The sequence below is a fragment of the Streptomyces ficellus genome (assembly GCF_009739905.1).
GTDB lineage: Bacteria > Actinomycetota > Actinomycetes > Streptomycetales > Streptomycetaceae > Streptomyces > Streptomyces ficellus_A.
In genome coordinates this window covers 5,577,487-5,596,131 of the sequence record NZ_CP034279.1, presented here as the reverse complement: position 1 = coordinate 5,596,131, position 18,645 = coordinate 5,577,487, and the positions used below count along the sequence as shown (strand labels likewise).

13 protein-coding genes and 1 tRNA gene are annotated in these 18,645 nt (G+C 71.2%); 9 read left to right on the top strand and 5 right to left on the bottom strand.

The window, feature by feature from the left end:
* Positions 1 to 3: 3 nt before the first annotated feature.
* Positions 4 to 144, bottom strand: coding sequence for an SPW_0924 family protein (locus tag EIZ62_RS25005; protein WP_156694930.1), 141 nt, complete (start codon positions 142 to 144; stop codon positions 4 to 6).
* 168 nt (positions 145 to 312) lie between these two features.
* The gene (locus EIZ62_RS25000; RefSeq protein ID WP_156694929.1) at positions 313 to 2,052 is read right to left on the bottom strand and encodes a lytic transglycosylase domain-containing protein; all 1,740 of its coding nucleotides are present in this window, start codon (positions 2,050 to 2,052) and stop codon (positions 313 to 315) included.
* Between the two features lie 207 nt (positions 2,053 to 2,259).
* On the opposite strand from EIZ62_RS25000, the gene EIZ62_RS24995 reads away from it, so the two are divergent.
* Entirely contained in the window at positions 2,260 to 3,069 is an 810-nt protein-coding gene (locus EIZ62_RS24995; RefSeq protein ID WP_156694928.1) for a DUF4184 family protein, read from the top strand.
* A 106-nt stretch (positions 3,070 to 3,175) separates the two neighbouring features.
* Here EIZ62_RS24995 and polA read toward each other — a convergent pair whose 3' ends face one another.
* Positions 3,176 to 5,830 (bottom strand): DNA polymerase I, encoded by a 2,655-nt coding sequence (polA, locus tag EIZ62_RS24990; protein ID WP_156696589.1) that lies wholly within the window; start codon positions 5,828 to 5,830, stop codon positions 3,176 to 3,178.
* Positions 5,831 to 6,020: 190 nt separating this feature from the next.
* Between polA and EIZ62_RS24985 the strand changes: the two genes are divergently transcribed.
* Both EIZ62_RS24985 and EIZ62_RS24980 read left to right on the top strand, forming a co-directional pair.
* Entirely contained in the window at positions 6,021 to 8,303 is a 2,283-nt protein-coding gene (locus EIZ62_RS24985) for an FdhF/YdeP family oxidoreductase (RefSeq protein WP_156694927.1), read from the top strand.
* 61 nt (positions 8,304 to 8,364) lie between these two features.
* Positions 8,365 to 8,871, top strand: coding sequence for a PaaI family thioesterase (locus EIZ62_RS24980; protein WP_156696588.1), 507 nt, complete (start codon positions 8,365 to 8,367; stop codon positions 8,869 to 8,871).
* Here the strand turns inward: EIZ62_RS24980 and EIZ62_RS24975 are convergent.
* On the bottom strand, positions 8,861 to 10,843 hold the full coding sequence (locus EIZ62_RS24975) for a Xaa-Pro dipeptidyl-peptidase (protein ID WP_156694926.1): 1,983 nt from the start codon (positions 10,841 to 10,843) through the stop codon (positions 8,861 to 8,863). The genes EIZ62_RS24980 and EIZ62_RS24975 overlap by 11 nt on opposite strands.
* Before the next feature lie 1,019 nt (positions 10,844 to 11,862).
* Between EIZ62_RS24975 and EIZ62_RS24970 the strand changes: the two genes are divergently transcribed.
* From EIZ62_RS24970 to EIZ62_RS24950, 5 genes are all read left to right on the top strand, one after another.
* On the top strand, positions 11,863 to 13,080 hold the full coding sequence (locus tag EIZ62_RS24970) for a branched-chain amino acid ABC transporter substrate-binding protein (RefSeq protein ID WP_156696587.1): 1,218 nt from the start codon (positions 11,863 to 11,865) through the stop codon (positions 13,078 to 13,080).
* A 100-nt stretch (positions 13,081 to 13,180) separates the two neighbouring features.
* Positions 13,181 to 14,110 carry a branched-chain amino acid ABC transporter permease gene (locus EIZ62_RS24965; RefSeq protein WP_156694925.1) on the top strand — a complete coding sequence of 310 codons (930 nt, stop codon included), beginning with the start codon at positions 13,181 to 13,183 and terminating at the stop codon, positions 14,108 to 14,110.
* 5 nt (positions 14,111 to 14,115) lie between these two features.
* The gene (locus tag EIZ62_RS24960; protein WP_156694924.1) at positions 14,116 to 15,924 is read left to right on the top strand and encodes a branched-chain amino acid ABC transporter permease; all 1,809 of its coding nucleotides are present in this window, start codon (positions 14,116 to 14,118) and stop codon (positions 15,922 to 15,924) included.
* Positions 15,925 to 15,930: 6 nt separating this feature from the next.
* Entirely contained in the window at positions 15,931 to 16,968 is a 1,038-nt protein-coding gene (locus EIZ62_RS24955) for an ABC transporter ATP-binding protein (RefSeq protein ID WP_156694923.1), read from the top strand.
* Positions 16,965 to 17,681, top strand: a complete 717-nt coding sequence (locus tag EIZ62_RS24950) for an ABC transporter ATP-binding protein (RefSeq protein WP_156694922.1) — start codon at positions 16,965 to 16,967, stop codon at positions 17,679 to 17,681. Before EIZ62_RS24955 ends, EIZ62_RS24950 begins: the two co-directional genes overlap by 4 nt.
* A 93-nt stretch (positions 17,682 to 17,774) precedes the next feature.
* Here EIZ62_RS24950 and EIZ62_RS24945 read toward each other — a convergent pair whose 3' ends face one another.
* Entirely contained in the window at positions 17,775 to 18,431 is a 657-nt protein-coding gene (locus EIZ62_RS24945) for an ANTAR domain-containing response regulator (protein ID WP_156694921.1), read from the bottom strand.
* A gap of 101 nt (positions 18,432 to 18,532) precedes the next feature.
* On the opposite strand from EIZ62_RS24945, the gene EIZ62_RS24940 reads away from it, so the two are divergent.
* Positions 18,533 to 18,605: transfer RNA gene (locus tag EIZ62_RS24940), tRNA-Leu, on the top strand.
* Positions 18,606 to 18,645 lie beyond the last annotated feature (40 nt).

Below are 18,645 nucleotides of genomic sequence, written 5' to 3'. Positions count from 1 at the left end.
CCTCTACTTCTTGGGCCCGGGGACGGTGGTGAGCAGCGGCCGGGGGGAGGTCTCGCCCTCGGGCGCCGGGTTCGTCACGGCCAGGACCAGGATCAGGAGCAGGACGGGGGTCAGGCCCATGGAGGCGGCTATGAGGGCGCGCATGGATCGGCCTCCCGACCTGATATTGCGTCAGATTGCGGGCACCGTAGCAATCGGGCCGTGAGAAGAGAACACACGGAACAGCGCCCCCTGCCGGAGCGTGGGGGCGCTGTTCCGTGTGTGCTGTCCGGGCGGCCGGTCAGACGGTCGGCCGGTCCCGTGGTCGGCCGGTCAGGCGACCTTCAGCTCGACGGTCAGCGTCGCGCCGCCGGTGGTGGTGAGGCGGAGCAGGAACGTACCGGTCTGGCCGTCCGCGAAGACCTCGGGGAGGGTGAGCATGCCGTTCTCGTCGGTCGTGAGGCCTTCGAGGGTGCGGACCGGGTTGCCCTGCCCGTCCTTGAAGAAGGGCCCCTTGTCGTTGGCGGTGGTGTCCTCCGCCGTCTTGACCATGGTGGCGGTCAGGGCGACACCGGGGGCGGCGGCACCCTTGTACGTCGCCTTTACCTGCACCTGGCCGGCGAACGCGGTCTCCGGCGCGGCCGTCAGCTCCTTCTCGTCCGTCCTGGTGAGCGCGTCGGCCCGGCGGGCGGTGACGGTCGCGGTCAGGTCGACCGGGGCGACGTCGCGGCCCACGACGGTGGCCCGGAGGGTGAACTCGCCGGTCTTCTCACCCGCCTGGAGCGCCGGGGCGGTGGCGGTGCCGTCGGCGCCGGTGAGGACGGTGACGGTGGTGGCACCGTCCGGGAAGCGGGCGTCGGTGTCGCCGACGACGGCGAACCGCACTCCGACCCTGGCCACCGGCTTGCCCGCCGCGTTCAGCGCCCTGACGGCGGCGCGCTCCTCGAACCGGGTGCCGGCCGTGGCCGTCAGCGGTCCGGTGCCGGCGTCCTGGATGCGGGTGACGGACGCGGACGGCGACGGCGACGGGGGCGGGGTGGGAGTGGGGGTCGGCGGCTTCGGCGGCTTCGGCGGCTTCGGGGTCGGCGTGGGGCTGGGCGGCGGCGTGGGCTTCGGCGGCTTGGGGGTGGGTGTGCCGTCACCGGGCGTCGGCGAGGGCGTGCGCTCGGGGGTCGCCGGAGGAGTCGTGGCCGACGGGCTCGGGGTCCTGGGCGACGGGGTGGGCGTGGGGCTCGCACCGGCGCCGTCGTCGCTGCGGTCGACCGGCAGCACGCCCGTACCGTCCGGCACCTGGTGGCTGTTGTCCCGGTAGTAGCCGAACCAGGACAGCACCGTGCGGAGGTACTCCGTCGAGCGGTTGTAGCTGAGGATCGCCCGGTCCAGGTCGCCCTTCAGGGCGAGGTCGCGGTCGTTGGCGCACAGGTACATGCCCGCGGCCCGGGCGGCGTCGTAGATGTTGTTCGGGTCCTTGCGGCCGTCGCCGTTGGCGTCCTGGCCCCAGGTCGCCCACGTGGACGGGATGAACTGCATCGGGCCGACGGCACGGTCGTGCGTCGCGTCACCGTCGTAGGCGCCCTTGTCGGTGTCGGAGATGTTCGCGAAACCGACGCCGTTGAGGACGGGTCCCAGGATCGGCGCGAGGGTGGTGCCGTTGGCGTCGACGCGACCGCCGCGCGCCTGGCCCGACTCGACCTTGCCGATGCCGGCGAGGAGCTGCCAGGGGAGGTTGCAGCCCGGCTTGGTGGTCTTCAGGTGCTGCTCGGCCTGCTTGTAGGCGGCGAGCACGGTCGCCGGGATGCCCGCCTCCGCGGGGCCGGTGACGACCGGACCACCGGTGGGCGCACCGGGCTTGGTGGGCGTGTTGAGCGGCGGAAGGTCGGTGTAGTACGGGGAGTTGCCGGTCGCCGAGCCGTCGGACGACGGCGGTGTCGCGCCGGTCAGCGGCTGGTCGGAGCCGCCTCCGGCCGGAGTCACGCCGGGTGCCTGCGAGGCGGACAGCGCCGCCACCGCCGCCGCGGCGACCGCCGTGCTCGTGGCTCCCTTACGCAGTCGACGGCCGATGTGCGCTGCCATACGTTGTGCCCTCCCCGTCGGCGTCCCTTCGCGCTCCCCAGCGCGGTGCCTCAGGCGACCCTACGACAACTCGCCATGCCCGGACACCGCCTCCTGACCGGTTTTCACGTATTGGTCACCTCTGCGTCGTCCGGAATCCGGTGCCGGAACCTCACGCATACTGGGCGCCATTGGCAAGAGATCCGGTTTTCGGGGGGCACCACAGTCATGCCGTTCACGCTCAGCCACGCCGCGGCGGTCCTGCCGGGCATACGGAGGTCCGGCACCGCGCGGGGGCCGCTCGTCGCCTCGGCGCTCGTCATGGGGTCGTTCGCGCCCGACATGACGTACTTCGCGGACACCGCGATTCCGGGGGCGATGCTCTTCGGCGAGGTCACGCACGGCCTGTTGGGCATCCTCACCGCCGACGTCCTGATCACCGCGGCGCTGGTGGCGGTGTGGCTGATGGTGCGTGAGCCGCTGCTGGCGCTGGTGCCGGCCCGTGCGCAGGGGCGGGTGCACGCGCTGGTACGCGGGGAGTCGTGGCGCGACCGGCCCCCGCTGCTGCTGGCGGCCCGGTTCTACGTCTCGGCGGTCATCGGGGCGACGACGCACGTGGTGTGGGACCTGTTCACGCACGCGGACCGGTGGGGTACGAAGCTGCTGCCCGTGCTCGGGGACGTGGTGGCCGGGTTCCCGGTCTACCTGTACGCGCAGTACGGCGGGTCGGCCGTGGCGCTGGTGGTGCTGGTGTGGTTCGTGGGCGGTGCGCTGCGGCGGGTTCCGCCGGAGGCGGCCGGGTGCGCTCCGGCGTCGGTGCCGGTGCTGGACCGGCGGGGCAGGTGGCTGGCGGCGGGGCTGCTCGGGGCGTGCGTGACGGTGGGGATCGTGCACCGGTGCGCGCGCTGGTACGCGTACTGGGGACGGATCGAGACGCCGCTGGACATCATCCCGACGGCGTGTTTCGGAGCGGGCGCCGGACTGGCGGCGGGGCTGCTCCTGTACGGCGCCGGCATGCGCCTGCGGTCGGCCCGCTAGGGAGGGCGGGCCCGCCGCCCCCGGGCGCCGGCTGGGGGCGGCGCGACGCCCGGGGGCGGCGCGTCCGGTACGGGGCCGGGGCGCGCCGCCCGCCGGGGGCCGGGCGTCAGTGCGCGGCGGAGTCCCAGTCGGGGCCGACGCCCACCGAGACGTCCAGCGGGGCACGGAGTTCGACCGCCGTGGACATCTCGTGGCGGACGAGCTCCTCGACCCGGTCGCGCTCGCCGGGGGCGACCTCCAGCACGATTTCGTCGTGGACCTGGAGGAGCATCCGGGTGTTCAGGTCCGCCTCGCGCAGCGCCCGCCCGACGCCCAGCATCGCGACCTTCACGATGTCGGCGGCCGTGCCCTGGATCGGGGCGTTGAGCGCCATCCGCTCCGCGGCCTCGCGGCGCTGGCGGTTGTCGCTGTTCAGGTCCGGCAGGTACCGGCGGCGGCCGAGCATGGTCTCCGTGTACCCGGTGGCGCGCGCCTCGTCGACGACCCGGCGCAGGTAGTCCCGCACGCCGCCGAACCGCTCGAAGTAGGTGTCCATCAGGGCCCGGGCCTCGCCCGCCTCGATGTTCAGCTGCTGGGAGAGTCCGAAGGCGGACAGGCCGTACGCCAGGCCGTAGGACATGGCCTTGATCTTGCGGCGCATTTCGGCGTCGACGGCGGACCGCTCCACCGAGAACACCTGGGAAGCGACGGTGGTGTGCAGGTCCTCGCCGGAGAGGAACGCCTCGATCAGGCCCTCGTCCTCCGACAGGTGGGCCATCACGCGCAGTTCGATCTGGCTGTAGTCGGCCGTCATCAGGGACTCGAAGCCCTCGCCGACGACGAAGCCGTGCCGGATGGCGCGGCCCTCGTCGGTGCGCACCGGCACGTTCTGGAGGTTGGGGTCCGTGGAGGACAGGCGACCCGTCGCCGCGACCGTCTGGCTGAAGGTGGTGTGGATCCGGCCGTCCGCCGCGATGGTCTTGATGAGGCCCTCGACCGTGGAGCGCAGCCGGGCCTGCTCGCGGTGGCGGAGCATGATGACCGGCAGTTCGTGCTCGGTCTGGGCGGCCAGCCAGGCGAGCGCGTCGGCGTCCGTGGTGTAACCGGTCTTGGTCTTCTTCGTCTTGGGCAGGTTCAGCTCGCCGAAGAGGACCTCCTGGAGCTGCTTGGGCGAGCCGAGGTTGAACTCGTGCCCGACGGAGGCGTGGGCCTCCTTCACGGCCTGCTGCACGGCGCCCGCGAACTGCTGCTCCATCGCCTCCAGGTGGGCGCGGTCGGCGAAGATGCCGTGCCGCTCCATCCGGGCGAGGAGCAGCGAGGTCGGCAGTTCCACCTCGTGCAGGAGCCGGGTGGCGCCGACCTCCTCCAGCTTCCCGGCGAACGCCTCGCCGAGGTCCAGGACCGCGCGGGCCTGGGACATCAGGGCGTCGGCCTCGGCCTGCTCGTCGGTGCCGAAGGCGAGCTGCCCGTCGGCCGCGGCGGGGGCCAGCTCGCGGTGCAGGTACTCGACGGACAGGGCGTCCAGCGCGAAGGACCGGCGGCCGGGCTTGACCAGGTAGGCGGCGAGGGCCGTGTCCATGGTGATGCCCTCGATGTGCCAGCCGTGCTCGGGGAAGACCCGCAGCGCCTCCTTGGCACTGTGCATGATCTTCGGCCGGGCGGGGTCGGCGAGCCAGCCGGCGAAGGCCCGCTCGTCGTCCTCGTCCAGCTGCGTGGTGTCGAACCAGGCCGCCTCGCCGTCGGCGGCGGCCAGCGCGACCTCGGCGACATTGCCCACACCCAGGGCCCAGGTGGCGACGGTGGCCACGCCGAGCGGCTGCCCGCCGTGCCGCTCCAGCCAGCCGGCGACCTCGCCGGCGCCCAGCACCGAGCCGTTCAGCTCGACGCCGGCGGCCGGGGCCGGGGCCTCGTCCTCCTCCGCGCCGGGGTCGACGGCGAGGAGCCGCTCGCGCAGGCTCGGGTTGCGGATCTCCAGGACCTCGAGGAACCCCTTCAGCGCCGTCCTGTCGTACGGCCTGCGCTCCAGGTCCGGGACGGACTTCGGCAGCTCCACGTCACGGACCAGCTCCGTGAGGTGACGGTTGAGCTTGACCGACTCCAGGTGGTCGCGCAGCGCCTGCCCGACCTTGCCCTTGACCTCGTCGGCGCGCTCGACCAGCTCCGCGAACGAACCGAACTGGGTGATCCACTTGGTGGCGGTCTTCTCGCCGACGCCGGGGATGCCCGGCAGGTTGTCCGACGGGTCGCCGCGCAGGGCGGCGAAGTCGGGGTACTGCGACGGGGTCAGTCCGTACTTCTCCTGGACCTTCTCCGGGGTGAACCGGGTCAGCTCGGAGACGCCCTTGGTGGGGTAGAGCACGGTGATGTGGTCGGAGACGAGCTGGAAGGAGTCCCGGTCACCGGTGACGATCAGCACCTCGAAGCCCGCCGCCTCGGCCTGGGTGGCCAGGGTCGCGATGACGTCGTCCGCCTCGAAGCCGTCGACCGCGAACCGCTCCGCGTTCATCGTGTCGAGCAGCTCGCCGATCAGCTCGACCTGGCCCTTGAACTCGTCGGGGGTCTTGGAGCGGTTCGCCTTGTACTCGGGGAAGTCCGCCGAGCGCCAGGTCTTGCGGGACACGTCGAAGGCCACCGCGAAGTGCGTGGGCGACTCGTCGCGCAGCGTGTTCGCCAGCATCGACGCGAAGCCGTAGATGGCGTTGGTCGTCTGGCCGCTCGCGGTGGTGAAGTTCTCCGCGGGCAGCGCGAAGAACGCCCGGTACGCCAGGGAGTGCCCGTCCATGAGGAGCAGGCGCGGACGGTTGTCGTCGGTCTTCTTCGATGCTGTCTCTACCACGGGGACGATCCTGCCACGGACCACTGACAATCCCGACCGAGCGGGCCTGGAGTCCGCCGCTGTCGGTGCCGCGTGACAGGATCGGAGACGTACAGCCGAGAAGTCCGTCGGACACGACCGCTCAAGGGAGAGCGCGATGGCCAGCAAGCCGCCCAAGGGTGATCCGGTCCAGGACGCGCCGCAGGTCGCGCCGCCACAGCACGCCGCGGCCGGGCTCCCCGCGATCGGGCACACGCTGCGGATGTCCCGGCAGCAGATGGGTGTCCGCCGCACCGCCCGGACGCTGCTCAAGGTCAACCAGAAGGACGGCTTCGACTGTCCCGGCTGCGCCTGGCCCGAGGGCGACAAGCGGCACGTCGCGGAGTTCTGCGAGAACGGGGCGAAGGCGGTGGCCGAGGAGGCGACGCTGCGCCGGGTGACGCCGGAGTTCTTCGCCGCCCACCCGATCGCGGACCTCGCCACCCGCAGCGGGTACTGGCTGGGGCAGCAGGGCCGCATCACCCAGCCCGTGTACGCGGCGGAGGGCGCCGACCGGTACGAGCCGGTGAGCTGGGAGCGGGCCTTCTCGATCATCGCGGAGGAGCTGACCGCGCTCGGCTCGCCCGACGAGGCCGTCTTCTACACCTCGGGCCGCACCAGCAACGAGGCCGCGTTCCTGCTCCAGCTCTTCGCCCGCGAGTTCGGCACCAACAACCTCCCCGACTGCTCCAACATGTGCCACGAGTCGTCCGGCTCGGCGCTCACGGAGACCATCGGCATCGGCAAGGGCAGCGTCTCGCTGGAGGACCTGCACCGCGCGGACCTGATCATCGTGGCCGGGCAGAACCCGGGCACGAACCACCCCCGCATGCTGTCCGCGCTGGAGAAGGCCAAGGCGTCCGGCGCGCGGATCATCTCGGTGAACCCGCTGCCCGAGGCCGGCCTGGAGCGGTTCAAGAACCCGCAGACGCCGCAGGGCATGCTCAGGGGCGCCGCGCTCACCGACCTGTTCCTCCAGATCCGCATCGGCGGCGACCAGGCCCTGTTCCGGCTGCTGAACAAGCTGGTCCTGGAGACGGACGGCGCGGTCGACCAGGACTTCGTCCGCGAGCACACCCACGGGTACGAGGAGTTCGCCGCCGCCGCGCGGGCCGCCGACTGGGACGAGACCCTCGCCGCCACCGGCCTGGAGCGGGACGAGATCGAGCGCGCCCTGCGCATGGTGCTGGCGTCGGAGCGCACCATCGTCTGCTGGGCCATGGGGCTCACCCAGCACAAGCACTCGGTGCCGACCATCCGCGAGGTGGTCAACTTCCTCCTGCTGCGCGGCAACATCGGCCGCCCCGGCGCCGGGGTCTGCCCGGTGCGCGGCCACTCCAACGTGCAGGGCGACCGCACCATGGGCATCTTCGAGCGCCCCGCGGCCGGTTTCCTCGACGCGCTGGACAAGGAGTTCGGGATCGTCTCGCCCCGGCACCACGGCCTGGACGTCGTCCGGTCCATCCAGGCGCTGCGCGACGGCAAGGCGAAGGTCTTCTTCGCCATGGGCGGCAACTTCGTCGCCGCGACGCCCGACACGGAGGTCACCGAGGCCGCCGTGCGGCGCGCGCGGCTGACGGTGCACGTGTCGACGAAGCTGAACCGCTCGCACGCGGTCACCGGCACGCGCGCGTTGATCCTGCCCACGCTGGGCCGCACCGACAAGGACGTCCAGCGGGGCGGCCGGCAGTTCGTGACCGTCGAGGACTCGATGGGCCTCGTGCACGCCTCGCGGGGCAACCTGCCTCCGGCGAGCCCGCACCTGCTGTCCGAACCGGCGATCGTGGCGCGCATGGCACGGGCGGTGCTGGGCGGGGCGTCGGCCACGCCGTGGGAGGACTTCGAGGCGGACTACGCCACGATCCGGGACCGCATCGCGCGCGTGGTGCCCGGTTTCGAGGACTTCAACGCCCGGCTGGCGGCGAACCCCGGCGGTTTCGCCCTGCCGCACGCCCCGCGCGACGAGCGCCGCTTCCCCACGAGGACCGGCAAGGCGAACTTTACGGCCGCGCCCGTCGAGTACCCCGAAGTGCCCGAGGGCCGGCTGCTGCTCCAGACGCTCCGCTCGCACGACCAGTACAACACCACGATCTACGGCCTGGACGACCGCTACCGCGGCATCAGGAACGGGCGCCGGGTCGTCCTGGTCCACCCCGAGGACGCCCGCCGGCTCGGGCTGGCCGACGGCGCGTACACCGACCTGGTCAGCGAGTGGACGGACGGCACCGAGCGCCGCGCCGCCGGTTTCCGCGTCGTCCACTACCCCACCGCGCGGGGCTGCGCCGCCGCGTACTACCCGGAGACCAACGTCCTGGTGCCGCTGGAGTCGACCGCCGACGTGAGCAACACCCCCGCCAGCAAGTCCGTGATCGTGCGTCTGGAACAATCACCCTCCGCCTGAGCGTTCGCTTAGGCGGCAGGGCAACTGGGACATGACCGTACGACGATCGGAGCCGGGCCCCATGGGCGAGCAGACGCAGGTGAAGTTCCCGCAGGAGGTCATCGACGAGTACGCCGCGCTCGGTGTGGACCTGCCCGCCCTCTTCTCCGCCGGGCACCTCGGCGAGCGGATGGGCGTGCGGATCGTCGAGGCGTCCGCCGAGCGGGTCGTCGGCACCATGCCGGTGGAGGGCAACACCCAGCCCTACGGCCTGCTGCACGGCGGCGCCTCCGCGGTGCTCGCCGAGACCCTCGGCTCGATCGGCTCGATGCTCCACGGCGGCGCCTCCAAGATCGCCGTGGGCGTCGACCTGAACTGCACCCACCACCGCGGGGCCCGCAGCGGAATGGTGACCGGCGTGGCCACCCCCGTCCACCGCGGACGCTCCACCGCGACGTACGAGATCGTCATCACCGACGAGCAGGACAAGCGGGTGTGCACGGCCCGCCTGACCTGCCTGCTCCGCGACCTCGCCCCCAAGGACGCGGAGTACGTCCCGGGCGCGTCGACGCCGGGCGCTACGGGCTGACCGGAAGCGTGACGCTGCCGGAGCCGGACCGGGTCGTGACGCGTGTGCCGACCGGGTGGCGCAGGGTGTAGTCGTGGTCGGTGGAGATCAGGACCACGCCCAGCCGGTGGCCCTTCTTGAAGACGTAGTCCTGGGGCTGCATCTCCCAGGTCAGCCGGTACTCCCGCCCTTCCACGACCGGGCTCTGCCACCGCAGCGAGTCTCGGTTGCGGACGTCCAGCCAGCCACGGGTGACGATCTTGAAGTCGGCGGTCTCGGTGCGGTGCCGCGTCCGATGGGCGCAACCGGTGTCGCCGGGGACTCCCTCGCCGTAGCAGACGAGCTGTGAGGTGTCGGCCTCCGTTCCGGCCGTGGCGCGGGTGTCCCTCCCGTAGTCGACGAGCAGCGCCGTCAGATAGGGGGAGGTTCCCTCCAGGGACGCCCGCAGCGACACCGTCGGCGTCCCGCTGATCCGCAGGTCGGCGGCGAGCGGTCCGGTGGTGTGGGCCAGCCGGCCGGGGTGCGGTGTGTCCGGGGCGGTCACGAGCTGCTCGGCCCGCACCGTGCGGCCCGTGTCGGTGAGGGTCCGCCGGGTCGGCGGCCCGGCGGCGGGCAGCCGGGACAGGCCGCCGTCCGGGCGCATCCGCAGGGTGAGGTCACGGGTGCCGGGCGCGGGCCAGCCGGATTGCCGGCTCCAGGAGAAGTCCGCCCGCTCCAGCTCGACCCGGGGCGCGTCGAGGGCGCCGTTGTCCAGGTCGTACAGCCAGAAGTCGAACCACTGGTGGAGGCGGCCCAGCCACTGCTCCATGCGCAGCGGCATCGGGTTGCTGTGCCCGGCCTGGTGGAGCCACAGGGTGCGCGGCACATCGTGCTCCTCCAGCGCCTGCCAGAGGCGGCCCGCGTGCCGGGTCTTCACGTTCCAGTCGTTGAGGCCCTGGACCAGGAAGACACCGGCCTTGATGCTTCCGACGTCCTTGAGGTAGTCCCGCTCCCGCCAGAAGGCGGTGTAGTCGCCGCTCTCCCGGCCCTGGTTGGCGGTGAGCCGGTCCAGCACGGGTGCGCACACGTCCCGGTCGGCCCGGCTGTAGACGCCCCTGGCCAGGATGTCGGCGTCCTCACCCTGGTAGCCGCCGGGCGCCACGACGCCGCCCGCCCGGTAGTAGTCGTACCAGGAGCTGATCCCGGAGATCGGCACGATGGCCCTGAGCCCCTCCACACCGGTGGTGGCCACGGCGGTGGGGAGGGTCCCGTTGTACGAGATGCCCATCAGCGCCGTCTTCCCGGTGGACCAGGTCGCGACGGCGGGCCGGCCCTGGAGGTCCCGGGCGCGGGCGCGTCCGTTCAGCCAGTCGACGGCCGCCTTCGCGCCGAGCGTCTCCGCACGGCCGCCGGAGACGGGGCAGCCCGTCGATCCGCCCGTGCCGACGCTGTCGAGCTGGGCGACGGCGTACCCGCGGGGCAGGAAGTAGTTGTCGGTGTACCCGGGGAAGACCACGGAGGCGGCGGTGGGGGCGCCGGTGCCTCCGGCACGGGAGTCAACGCCCTGGAACAGGCCCGGAAGGCCCCGGTGCCCCTTACCTGCGGGCGGTCGGGGGGAGCCCGGGGGCGGGTTCGGGGGCAGTCCGTCCTCCTCCACGTCGACCTCGTGGAAGGGGACGTCGTTGCCGCCGCCCCAGTACGGGCTGGCCTCGACGATGGTCGCGACCTTCAGTCCGGCACCGGTCTCGCGGGGGCGCAGGATGCGCATCCTGACGGTGTCGGGCCTGCCGTCTTCGTCGCTGTCCGTCGCCGTCTCGATGTCCACCTGTTGATACACCGCGTCGGCGCGGGAGAAGACCGGCTGGGTCGCGCGGCCCTCGATCCGCAGGCCGGGGCCCTCGCCGGCGGCTCCCGGGGACGGCGCGGGGGCGGCGGCGACCAGGGCGGCGGCGAGGGCCGCCACGCCGAGGGCGCGGAGGGCGTGCGGGGTGCGTGTTCCGGGGGGTCGCGCCATCGTGCCTGCCTCCAAGGACCGGTGGGTGTGACCATCACGCGGGAAGCGCACACACATTGCACCGCCTCCGCATCAGCGACACCAGACCACCCAACCCTCCACTGCTTACACACAGTTGAGAACCGGGGGTGCGAGGGAGCGGCCGAGCCGCCGCTCCCAGCCGTCCCATGAGAGCACCACACGCCTCAACGGGCACTCGCGCCACGCCCGTCTTCCCCCGTCCGCCGACACCCGCCCCACCCGCGCGGCGCACCTTTCCACGGGGGGATTTTCCGCCCACCCCAACTCCCGTCTGCGTTCAGGCACTTCACCTACCGGACTCGGTGTCGCGCTCACCGGACACCACCGGCGGAATCCGGTCACCAGGGCGTACGGAACGGGACTTCACACACAAGAGCCTCATCACGGGACGGGAACCGTTCCTTCCGGGTGGCGCCCACGGCCCCTCGCCAGGCCCTTCGCGGCGCCCGCGCCGACCCCGCCGGGGACCCCCCGGACACCACCCCGGCGCCTCCCCCGCGAGGGCCGCCGACCCACTCGTCACCCCCGCGCGACGATCTCCGCCGTGGCCCGCCGACCACCCGGCCTCCGTCACTCTGAGTGACGATCACGGGAAGGGCGCCGACACCCCCGTGGAGGGGCACGAGGACCCCGCGGCCCTCCCGGACGCCCTCCCGGCGATCATCACGGCCGACCCCCGCGTAAGTAGCAAGATCCGCTCAAGCCCCTTAGCGGAACTGGGCGTTCTCGCCATGTGAGAAGGAACCCCCACCCTCGTCGACCGGTGTAGCCACCACCGATCGGCAACGTTTGGCCACGGCATAACAAGAGCGTCACATCCTGTCTCTGGCGCTCCCGGCCCGCCCCGGCTGCGCCTAGAGTCACGGCCAGTCACCGCGCCGCCGGGCGCGTCAACTGCACGGCCCTTCTTCACGCCATGTACGGCCCGGCGCTCGCAACGGCTCCTCGAGCGAGGAGACCGCGCCAGGGAAAGGAACCCCTTCGTGCGACAGCGATCGTTGTTCATACTCACCGCAGTGCTCACCACCGGAGCACTGACTCTTACGGCCTGTGGGTCGCGCGACGACAAGGGTGGCGGCGACAGCAGCGATGGCAAGAAGACCACCGTCGTCATCGGCGTCGACGCGCCGCTGACGGGTGACCTCTCCGCCCTCGGCCTCGGCATCAAGAACTCCGCCGACCTCGCGGCCAAGACCGCCAACAAGGACAACGTCGTCCCTGGCGTCGAATTCAAGGTCGAAGCGCTCGACGACCAGGCACAGCCGTCGGTCGGACAGCAGAACGCCAGCAAATTCATCAGCAACGACGACGTCCTCGGTGTCGTCGGCCCGCTGAACTCCAGCGTCTCGCAGTCCATGCAGAAGCCGCTGAACGACGCCGGGCTCGTCCAGGTCTCCCCCGCCAACACCGGCACGGAGCTGACCCAGGGCGACGGCTGGAAGGCCGGCGACAAGAAGCGCCCGTTCAAGAGCTTCTTCCGCACCGCCACCACGGACCAGGTCCAGGGCGCCTTCGCGGCGAACTACCTCTTCAACACCGCGAAGATCAAGCAGGTCTACCTGATCGACGACCAGAAGACCTACGGCGCCGGCCTCGCCGCCTCCTTCAAGGACACCTTCACCAAGCTCGGCGGCAAGATCGTCGGCACCGACCACGTCAACCCCGACGACCGCGACTTCAACGCCGTCGTCACCAAGGTCAAGAGCTCCGGCGCCAAGGCCCTCTACTACGGCGGTGAGTACCCCGCCGCCGCGCCGCTGAGCCAGCAGCTCAAGGACAGCGGCAGCGCCATCCCGCTCATGGGCGGCGACGGCATCTACAGCGGTGAGTTCCCGAAGCTGAACAAGAAGGCCCAGGGCGACCTGGCCACCTCCGTCGGCAAGCCCGTGGAGCAGCTGGAGTCCGCCAAGAAGTTCATCGCGGACTACAAGACCGCCGGCTACAAGGACGCCTACGAGGCCTACGGCGGCGGCACCTACGACGCCACCTGGTCGATCATCGAGGCCGTCAAGATCGCCGTTGCCGACAACGGCGGCAAGCTCCCCGACGACGCCCGCGCCAAGGTCCTGGCGGCCATGAGCAAGGTCAAGTTCGAGGGCGTCACCGGCCCCGTCTCCTTCGACGAGTTCGGCGACACCACGAACACCATGATGACCGCCTACCAGGTCGACAAGGGCGCCTGGGTCCCCAAGCTGAGCGAGGCCGTCAAGCCGTAACCGGCCCCTCCCGCCTCACTCATTGAACCCAGGCCGCGCGGGAGCGCCACCAGCGCCCCCGCGCGGCGCCTTATCCGAACCACTTCACGGAGGCCCTGCGGTGCACGAACTGCCGCAACAGCTGGCCAATGGACTCATCCTCGGCGCGATGTACGGTCTCATCGCTGTCGGCTACACGATGGTCTACGGAATCGTCCAGCTCATCAACTTCGCCCACGGCGAGATCTTCATGGTCGGCGGCTTCGGCGCCCTGACCGTCTTCCTCATCCTGCCGTCCGGGTTCTCCCTCGGCGCCGCCATCCCGCTGATGATCCTCGGAGGCGTCTTCGTCTCGGTCGCCGTCGCCACGGCAGCGGAACGATTCGCCTACCGGCCGCTGCGCAGCGCTCCACGGCTCGCGCCGCTGATCACGGCGATCGGCCTGTCCATCGCCCTCCAGCAGGCCGTGTGGATGCTCTACCCCGACGCCAAGAAGGACCGCTCCTTCCCGCAGTTCGACGGCGCGCCCTTCGAGGTCTTCGGCGCCACCATCCAGCGCGGTGACGTCTTCGTCCTCGTCGCCGCCCCGCTGTGCATGCTCGCCCTCGGCTTCTTCGTCACGAAGACCCGCTCCGGCCGCGGCATGCAGGCCACCGCGCAGGACCCCGACACCGCCAAGCTGATGGGCATCAACACCGACCGCATCATCGTCATGGCCTTCGCCATCGGTGCCGCGTTCGCCGCCATCGCCGCGGTCGCCTACGGCCTCAAGAACGGCCAGGTCGGCTTCCGCATGGGCTTCCTCATGGGCCTCAAGGCCTTCACCGCCGCCGTGCTCGGCGGAATCGGCAACATCTACGGCGCCATGCTCGGCGGCGTCGTCCTCGGCATCGCCGAGTCCCTCGCCACCGGCTACGTCGGAGAGATCCCCGGCATGGAGCTCTTCGGTGGCGGCGGCTGGAAGGACGTCTGGGCCTTCAGCCTCCTGATCCTCGTCCTCCTCATCCGTCCCCAGGGCCTCCTTGGCGAACGAGTCGCGGACAGGGCGTGAACACCATGACGACGATCACCAAGAACACCCCCGCCGCCGACACCACGGCACCCGCGGCCCTCCTCCCCCTGCCGGCCGCGGCCGCGCGGATCACCGCCCTCGCGGGATCCGCACTCGCCCTCGCCGGCACGTTCCTCGCCTGGACGTGGACCGACGAGTTCCCCGGCGACCTCACCGTCACCGGCTACCCCGGCGGCCTCCAGGTCCTCACCCTGGTCGGCGCCGCCCTCGCCCTGCTGTTCGTCCTCTCCGGATACGGCGTCAAGGGCCTCGGCTGGCTCACCCCCGGCGGTACCAACAGCCCCGTACGCCTCCTCACCCTCGGCGTACTCGGCACCACCGGCTACGCCATCGCCGCCATATCCACCACCCTCGGCGGCCTCGTCAACCTCGAGCCCGGCGCCTGGGTCTCCGGCCTCGGAGCCGTCATCGCCGTCATCGGCGCCTTCGGCCTCCCCGCCGACCAGGAGCCCGACGACGACGCCGGCACCGGCTTCTGGCCGCGGCTGCGCCACAGCCTCTCGGCCCCCCGGCCGCCGCGCGCCAAGGAACTCTCGTCCTGGGCCGAGGTCCTGATCATCATCGGCGCCTTCGCCGTCGGCCTGTACGTCTTCGTGTACGGCATCGACACCGACTACGCCGAGTTGTTCATCGGCTTCCTGATCACCGTGGCGTTCGGTTTCACGGCCATCAACCGCGCCGGCCTCGTCGCCCGCGTCAACGCCCTGACGGCCAAGCACCGCACCGTCACCATGGGCGCCGCCTTCGCGGCCGCGATCTGCTTCCCGTTCTCGCAGAGCAACGACCAGTTCACCCTGATCGGCGCGAACATCCTGATCTTCGCGACCGTGGCGCTCGGCCTCAACGTGGTCGTCGGCCTCGCCGGCCTCCTCGACCTGGGATACGTGGCCTTCCTCGGCGTCGGCGCCTACACCGCCGCCCTGGTCTCCGGCTCGCCCCAGTCGTCGATCGGCGTCCACTTCCCCTTCTGGGCCGCCGTCCTCACCGGCGCCGCCGTCTCGCTGATCTTCGGCGTCCTCATCGGTGCCCCCACCCTGCGGCTGCGCGGCGACTACCTCGCCATCGTCACCCTCGGCTTCGGTGAGATCTTCCGCCTCGCCATGCTCAACCTCAACGGCACCAGCGGACCCGACATCACCAACGGCGCCCAGGGCATCCCGAACATCCCCGACCTCAACGTCTTCGGATTCGACTTCGGGCTCACCCACAACGTCGGCGGCTTCGACCTCACCCGGTCCGGCAACTACTTCCTGCTGATGCTGCTCTTCACCGCCGTCGTGGTGCTGGTCTTCCGGCGCTCCGCCGACTCCCGCATCGGCCGCGCCTGGGTCGCCATCCGCGAGGACGAGACCGCCGCCACCGCCATGGGCATCAACGGCTTCCGGCTCAAGCTGCTCGCCTTCGCCCTCGGCGCCGCGCTCGCCGGCCTCGCCGGCACCGTCCAGGCCCACCTCGGTTACAGCGTCACCCCCGAGCAGTACCAGTTCGCCGGATCCGTACCGCCCAACAGCGCCTTCCTGCTCGCCGCGGTCATCCTCGGCGGCATGGGCACCATCGGCGGCCCGCTCATCGGCGCCGCACTGCTCTACCTCATCCCGGCCAAGCTCCAGTTCATGCAGGACTACCAGCTGCTCCTCTTCGGTGTCGCGCTCATCATCCTGATGCGCTTCCGCCCCGAAGGCCTGGTCGCCGACCGCCGCAAGCAGCTGGAGTTCCACGAGACCGGCCAGCTCGACGTACCCGACGAGAAGCTCCCCGACGGCGCCGTCGGCATCACCAAGGCGGGGGCGTAACACATCATGACCACCACCACTGCCACCGCGGCCGCACCGGCCACCACCACCGTCCTCGACGCCAGCGGCGTGACCATGCGCTTCGGCGGCCTCACCGCCGTACGCGACGTCAGCCTCACCGTCAACAGCGGCGAGATCGTCGGCCTCATCGGCCCCAACGGCGCCGGCAAGACGACCTTCTTCAACTGCCTCACCGGGCTGTACGTGCCCACCGAGGGCAAGGTCAGCTACAAGGGCACCGTCCTGCCGCCCAAGCCTCACCTGGTCACCCAGGCCGGCATCGCCCGCACCTTCCAGAACATCCGGCTCTTCGCCAACATGACCGTTCTGGAGAACGTCCTCGTCGGCCGGCACACCCGCACCAAGGAAGGCCTCTGGTCCGCCCTGCTGCGCCTGCCCGGCTTCAAGAGGGCGGAGGAGGAATCCCGCGAACGGGCCATGGAACTCCTGGAGTTCACCGGCCTCGCCGCCAAGGCGGACCACCTGGCCCGCAACCTCCCCTACGGCGAGCAGCGCAAGCTGGAGATCGCCCGCGCGCTCGCCAGCGACCCGGGTCTGATCCTCCTGGACGAGCCCACCGCCGGCATGAACCCGCAGGAGACGCGGGCCGCGGAGGAACTGATCTTCGCGATCCGCGACAAGGGCATCGCCGTCCTCGTCATCGAGCACGACATGCGCTTCATCTTCAACCTCTGCGACCGGGTCGCCTGCCTGGTGCGCGGCGAGAAGCTCATCGAGGGCACCCCCGCCGAGGTCCAGGGCGACGAGCGCGTCATCGCCGCCTACCTGGGTACGCCCTTCGAGGGCGCCCCGGGCGCGGAGGAGGTCGCCGAGGTCGAGGCCGCCGAGGCCCACGCCGAAGCGGCCGCCGCCACGGCCGACGCGGACGGTACGCCCGAGGCCCCGGCCAAGGCTGCGGCTCCGGCCGCGGACGCCGACGCCGAGGCGCCCGAGGACGACTCGCCGGAAGGCGACGCACCGCACGGCTCCGGCGCACCGGACATCGACGCGGAGCCCAGCACCACCGAAGGAGACACCAAGTGACCGCCCTCCTCGAAGTCGAGGACCTCCGGGTCGCCTACGGCAAGATCGAAGCCGTGAAGGGCATCTCCTTCAGCGTCGGCGCCGGCGAGGTCGTCACCCTGATCGGCACCAACGGCGCCGGCAAGACGACCACCCTGCGCACCCTCTCCGGCCTCCTGGAACCCCTCGCCGGAAAGATCACCTTCGACGGCAAGCCCCTCCGCAAGATCCCGGCACACAAGATCGTCGCCATGGGTCTCGCCCACTCCCCCGAAGGGCGCCACATCTTCCCCCGCATGTCCATCGAGGACAACCTGCGGCTCGGCGCCTACCTCCGCAACGACAAGGACGGCATCGAGAAGGACATCCAGCGCGCCTACGACCTCTTCCCCATCCTCGGGGAACGCCGCAAGCAGGCCGCCGGCACCCTCTCGGGCGGCGAGCAGCAGATGCTCGCCATGGGCCGCGCCCTGATGTCCCAGCCCAAGCTGCTGATGCTCGACGAGCCCTCCATGGGCCTCTCGCCGATCATGATGCAGAAGATCATGGAGACCATCTCGGCGCTCAAGGCCCAGGGCACCACCATCCTGCTCGTCGAGCAGAACGCCCAGGCCGCGCTGTCCCTCGCCGACCAGGCGTACGTCATGGAAACCGGCACCATCAAACTGTCCGGCACCGGACAGGACCTCCTCCACGACGAGTCCGTCCGCAAGACGTACCTCGGCGAGGACTGAGCACGGCCACGGAAACGGAAGAGGGCCCACCCGGCGACGGGTGGGCCCTCTTCCGTGTACGTGCGCGGCACGCGACACCGCGGCCGCGCGCCGCTACTGGCCCTTCGCGGCCTTCTTCTCCTCGGCGTCCTCGATGACCGCCTCCGCGACCTGCTGCATCGACATCCGCCGGTCCATCGACGTCTTCTGGATCCACCGGAACGCCGCCGGCTCCGACAGGCCGTACTGCGTCTGGAGGATGCTCTTCGCCCGGTCCACCAGCTTCCGCGTCTCCAGCCGCTGCGAAAGGTCCGCGACCTCCTTCTCCAGCGCCTTCAGCTCCGCGAACCGCGACACCGCCATCTCGATGGCCGGCACCACGTCGCTCTTGCTGAACGGCTTCACCAGGTACGCCATGGCACCGGCGTCCCGCGCCCGCTCGACCAGGTCGCGCTGCGAGAACGCGGTGAGCATCAGGACGGGCGCGATGGACTCGCCCGCGATCCTCTCCGCGGCGGAGATCCCGTCCAGGACGGGCATCTTCACGTCCAGGATCACCAGGTCCGGCCGGTGCTCCCGGGCCAGCTCGACGGCGCGCTGGCCGTCACCGGCCTCGCCGACGACCGTGTAGCCCTCTTCCTCGAGCATCTCTTTGAGGTCGAGGCGGATGAGGGCCTCGTCCTCGGCGATGACGACACGGGTCGTCATCGGCGGGACGTGCGACGTGTCGTCGTCGGCGGCGTCGGGCTGGGGCGACTCGGGGGCGGTCACGTGGGCTCCTCGTTCCAAGGCAGTACAGCTCCCCATGAGCCTACCCACCTCCTGTAAGGTAGGGGCACGGCGGGTGAGCCAATACCTTCATTTCGAAGGATGCCCCGGTAGCCCAGCGGTAGAGGCAGTGGTCTCAAACACCATCCAGCGTGGGTTCGAATCCCACCCGGGGCACTTACCTTGGATTACAAGGTCAGCACCCAGCCAGTCGATC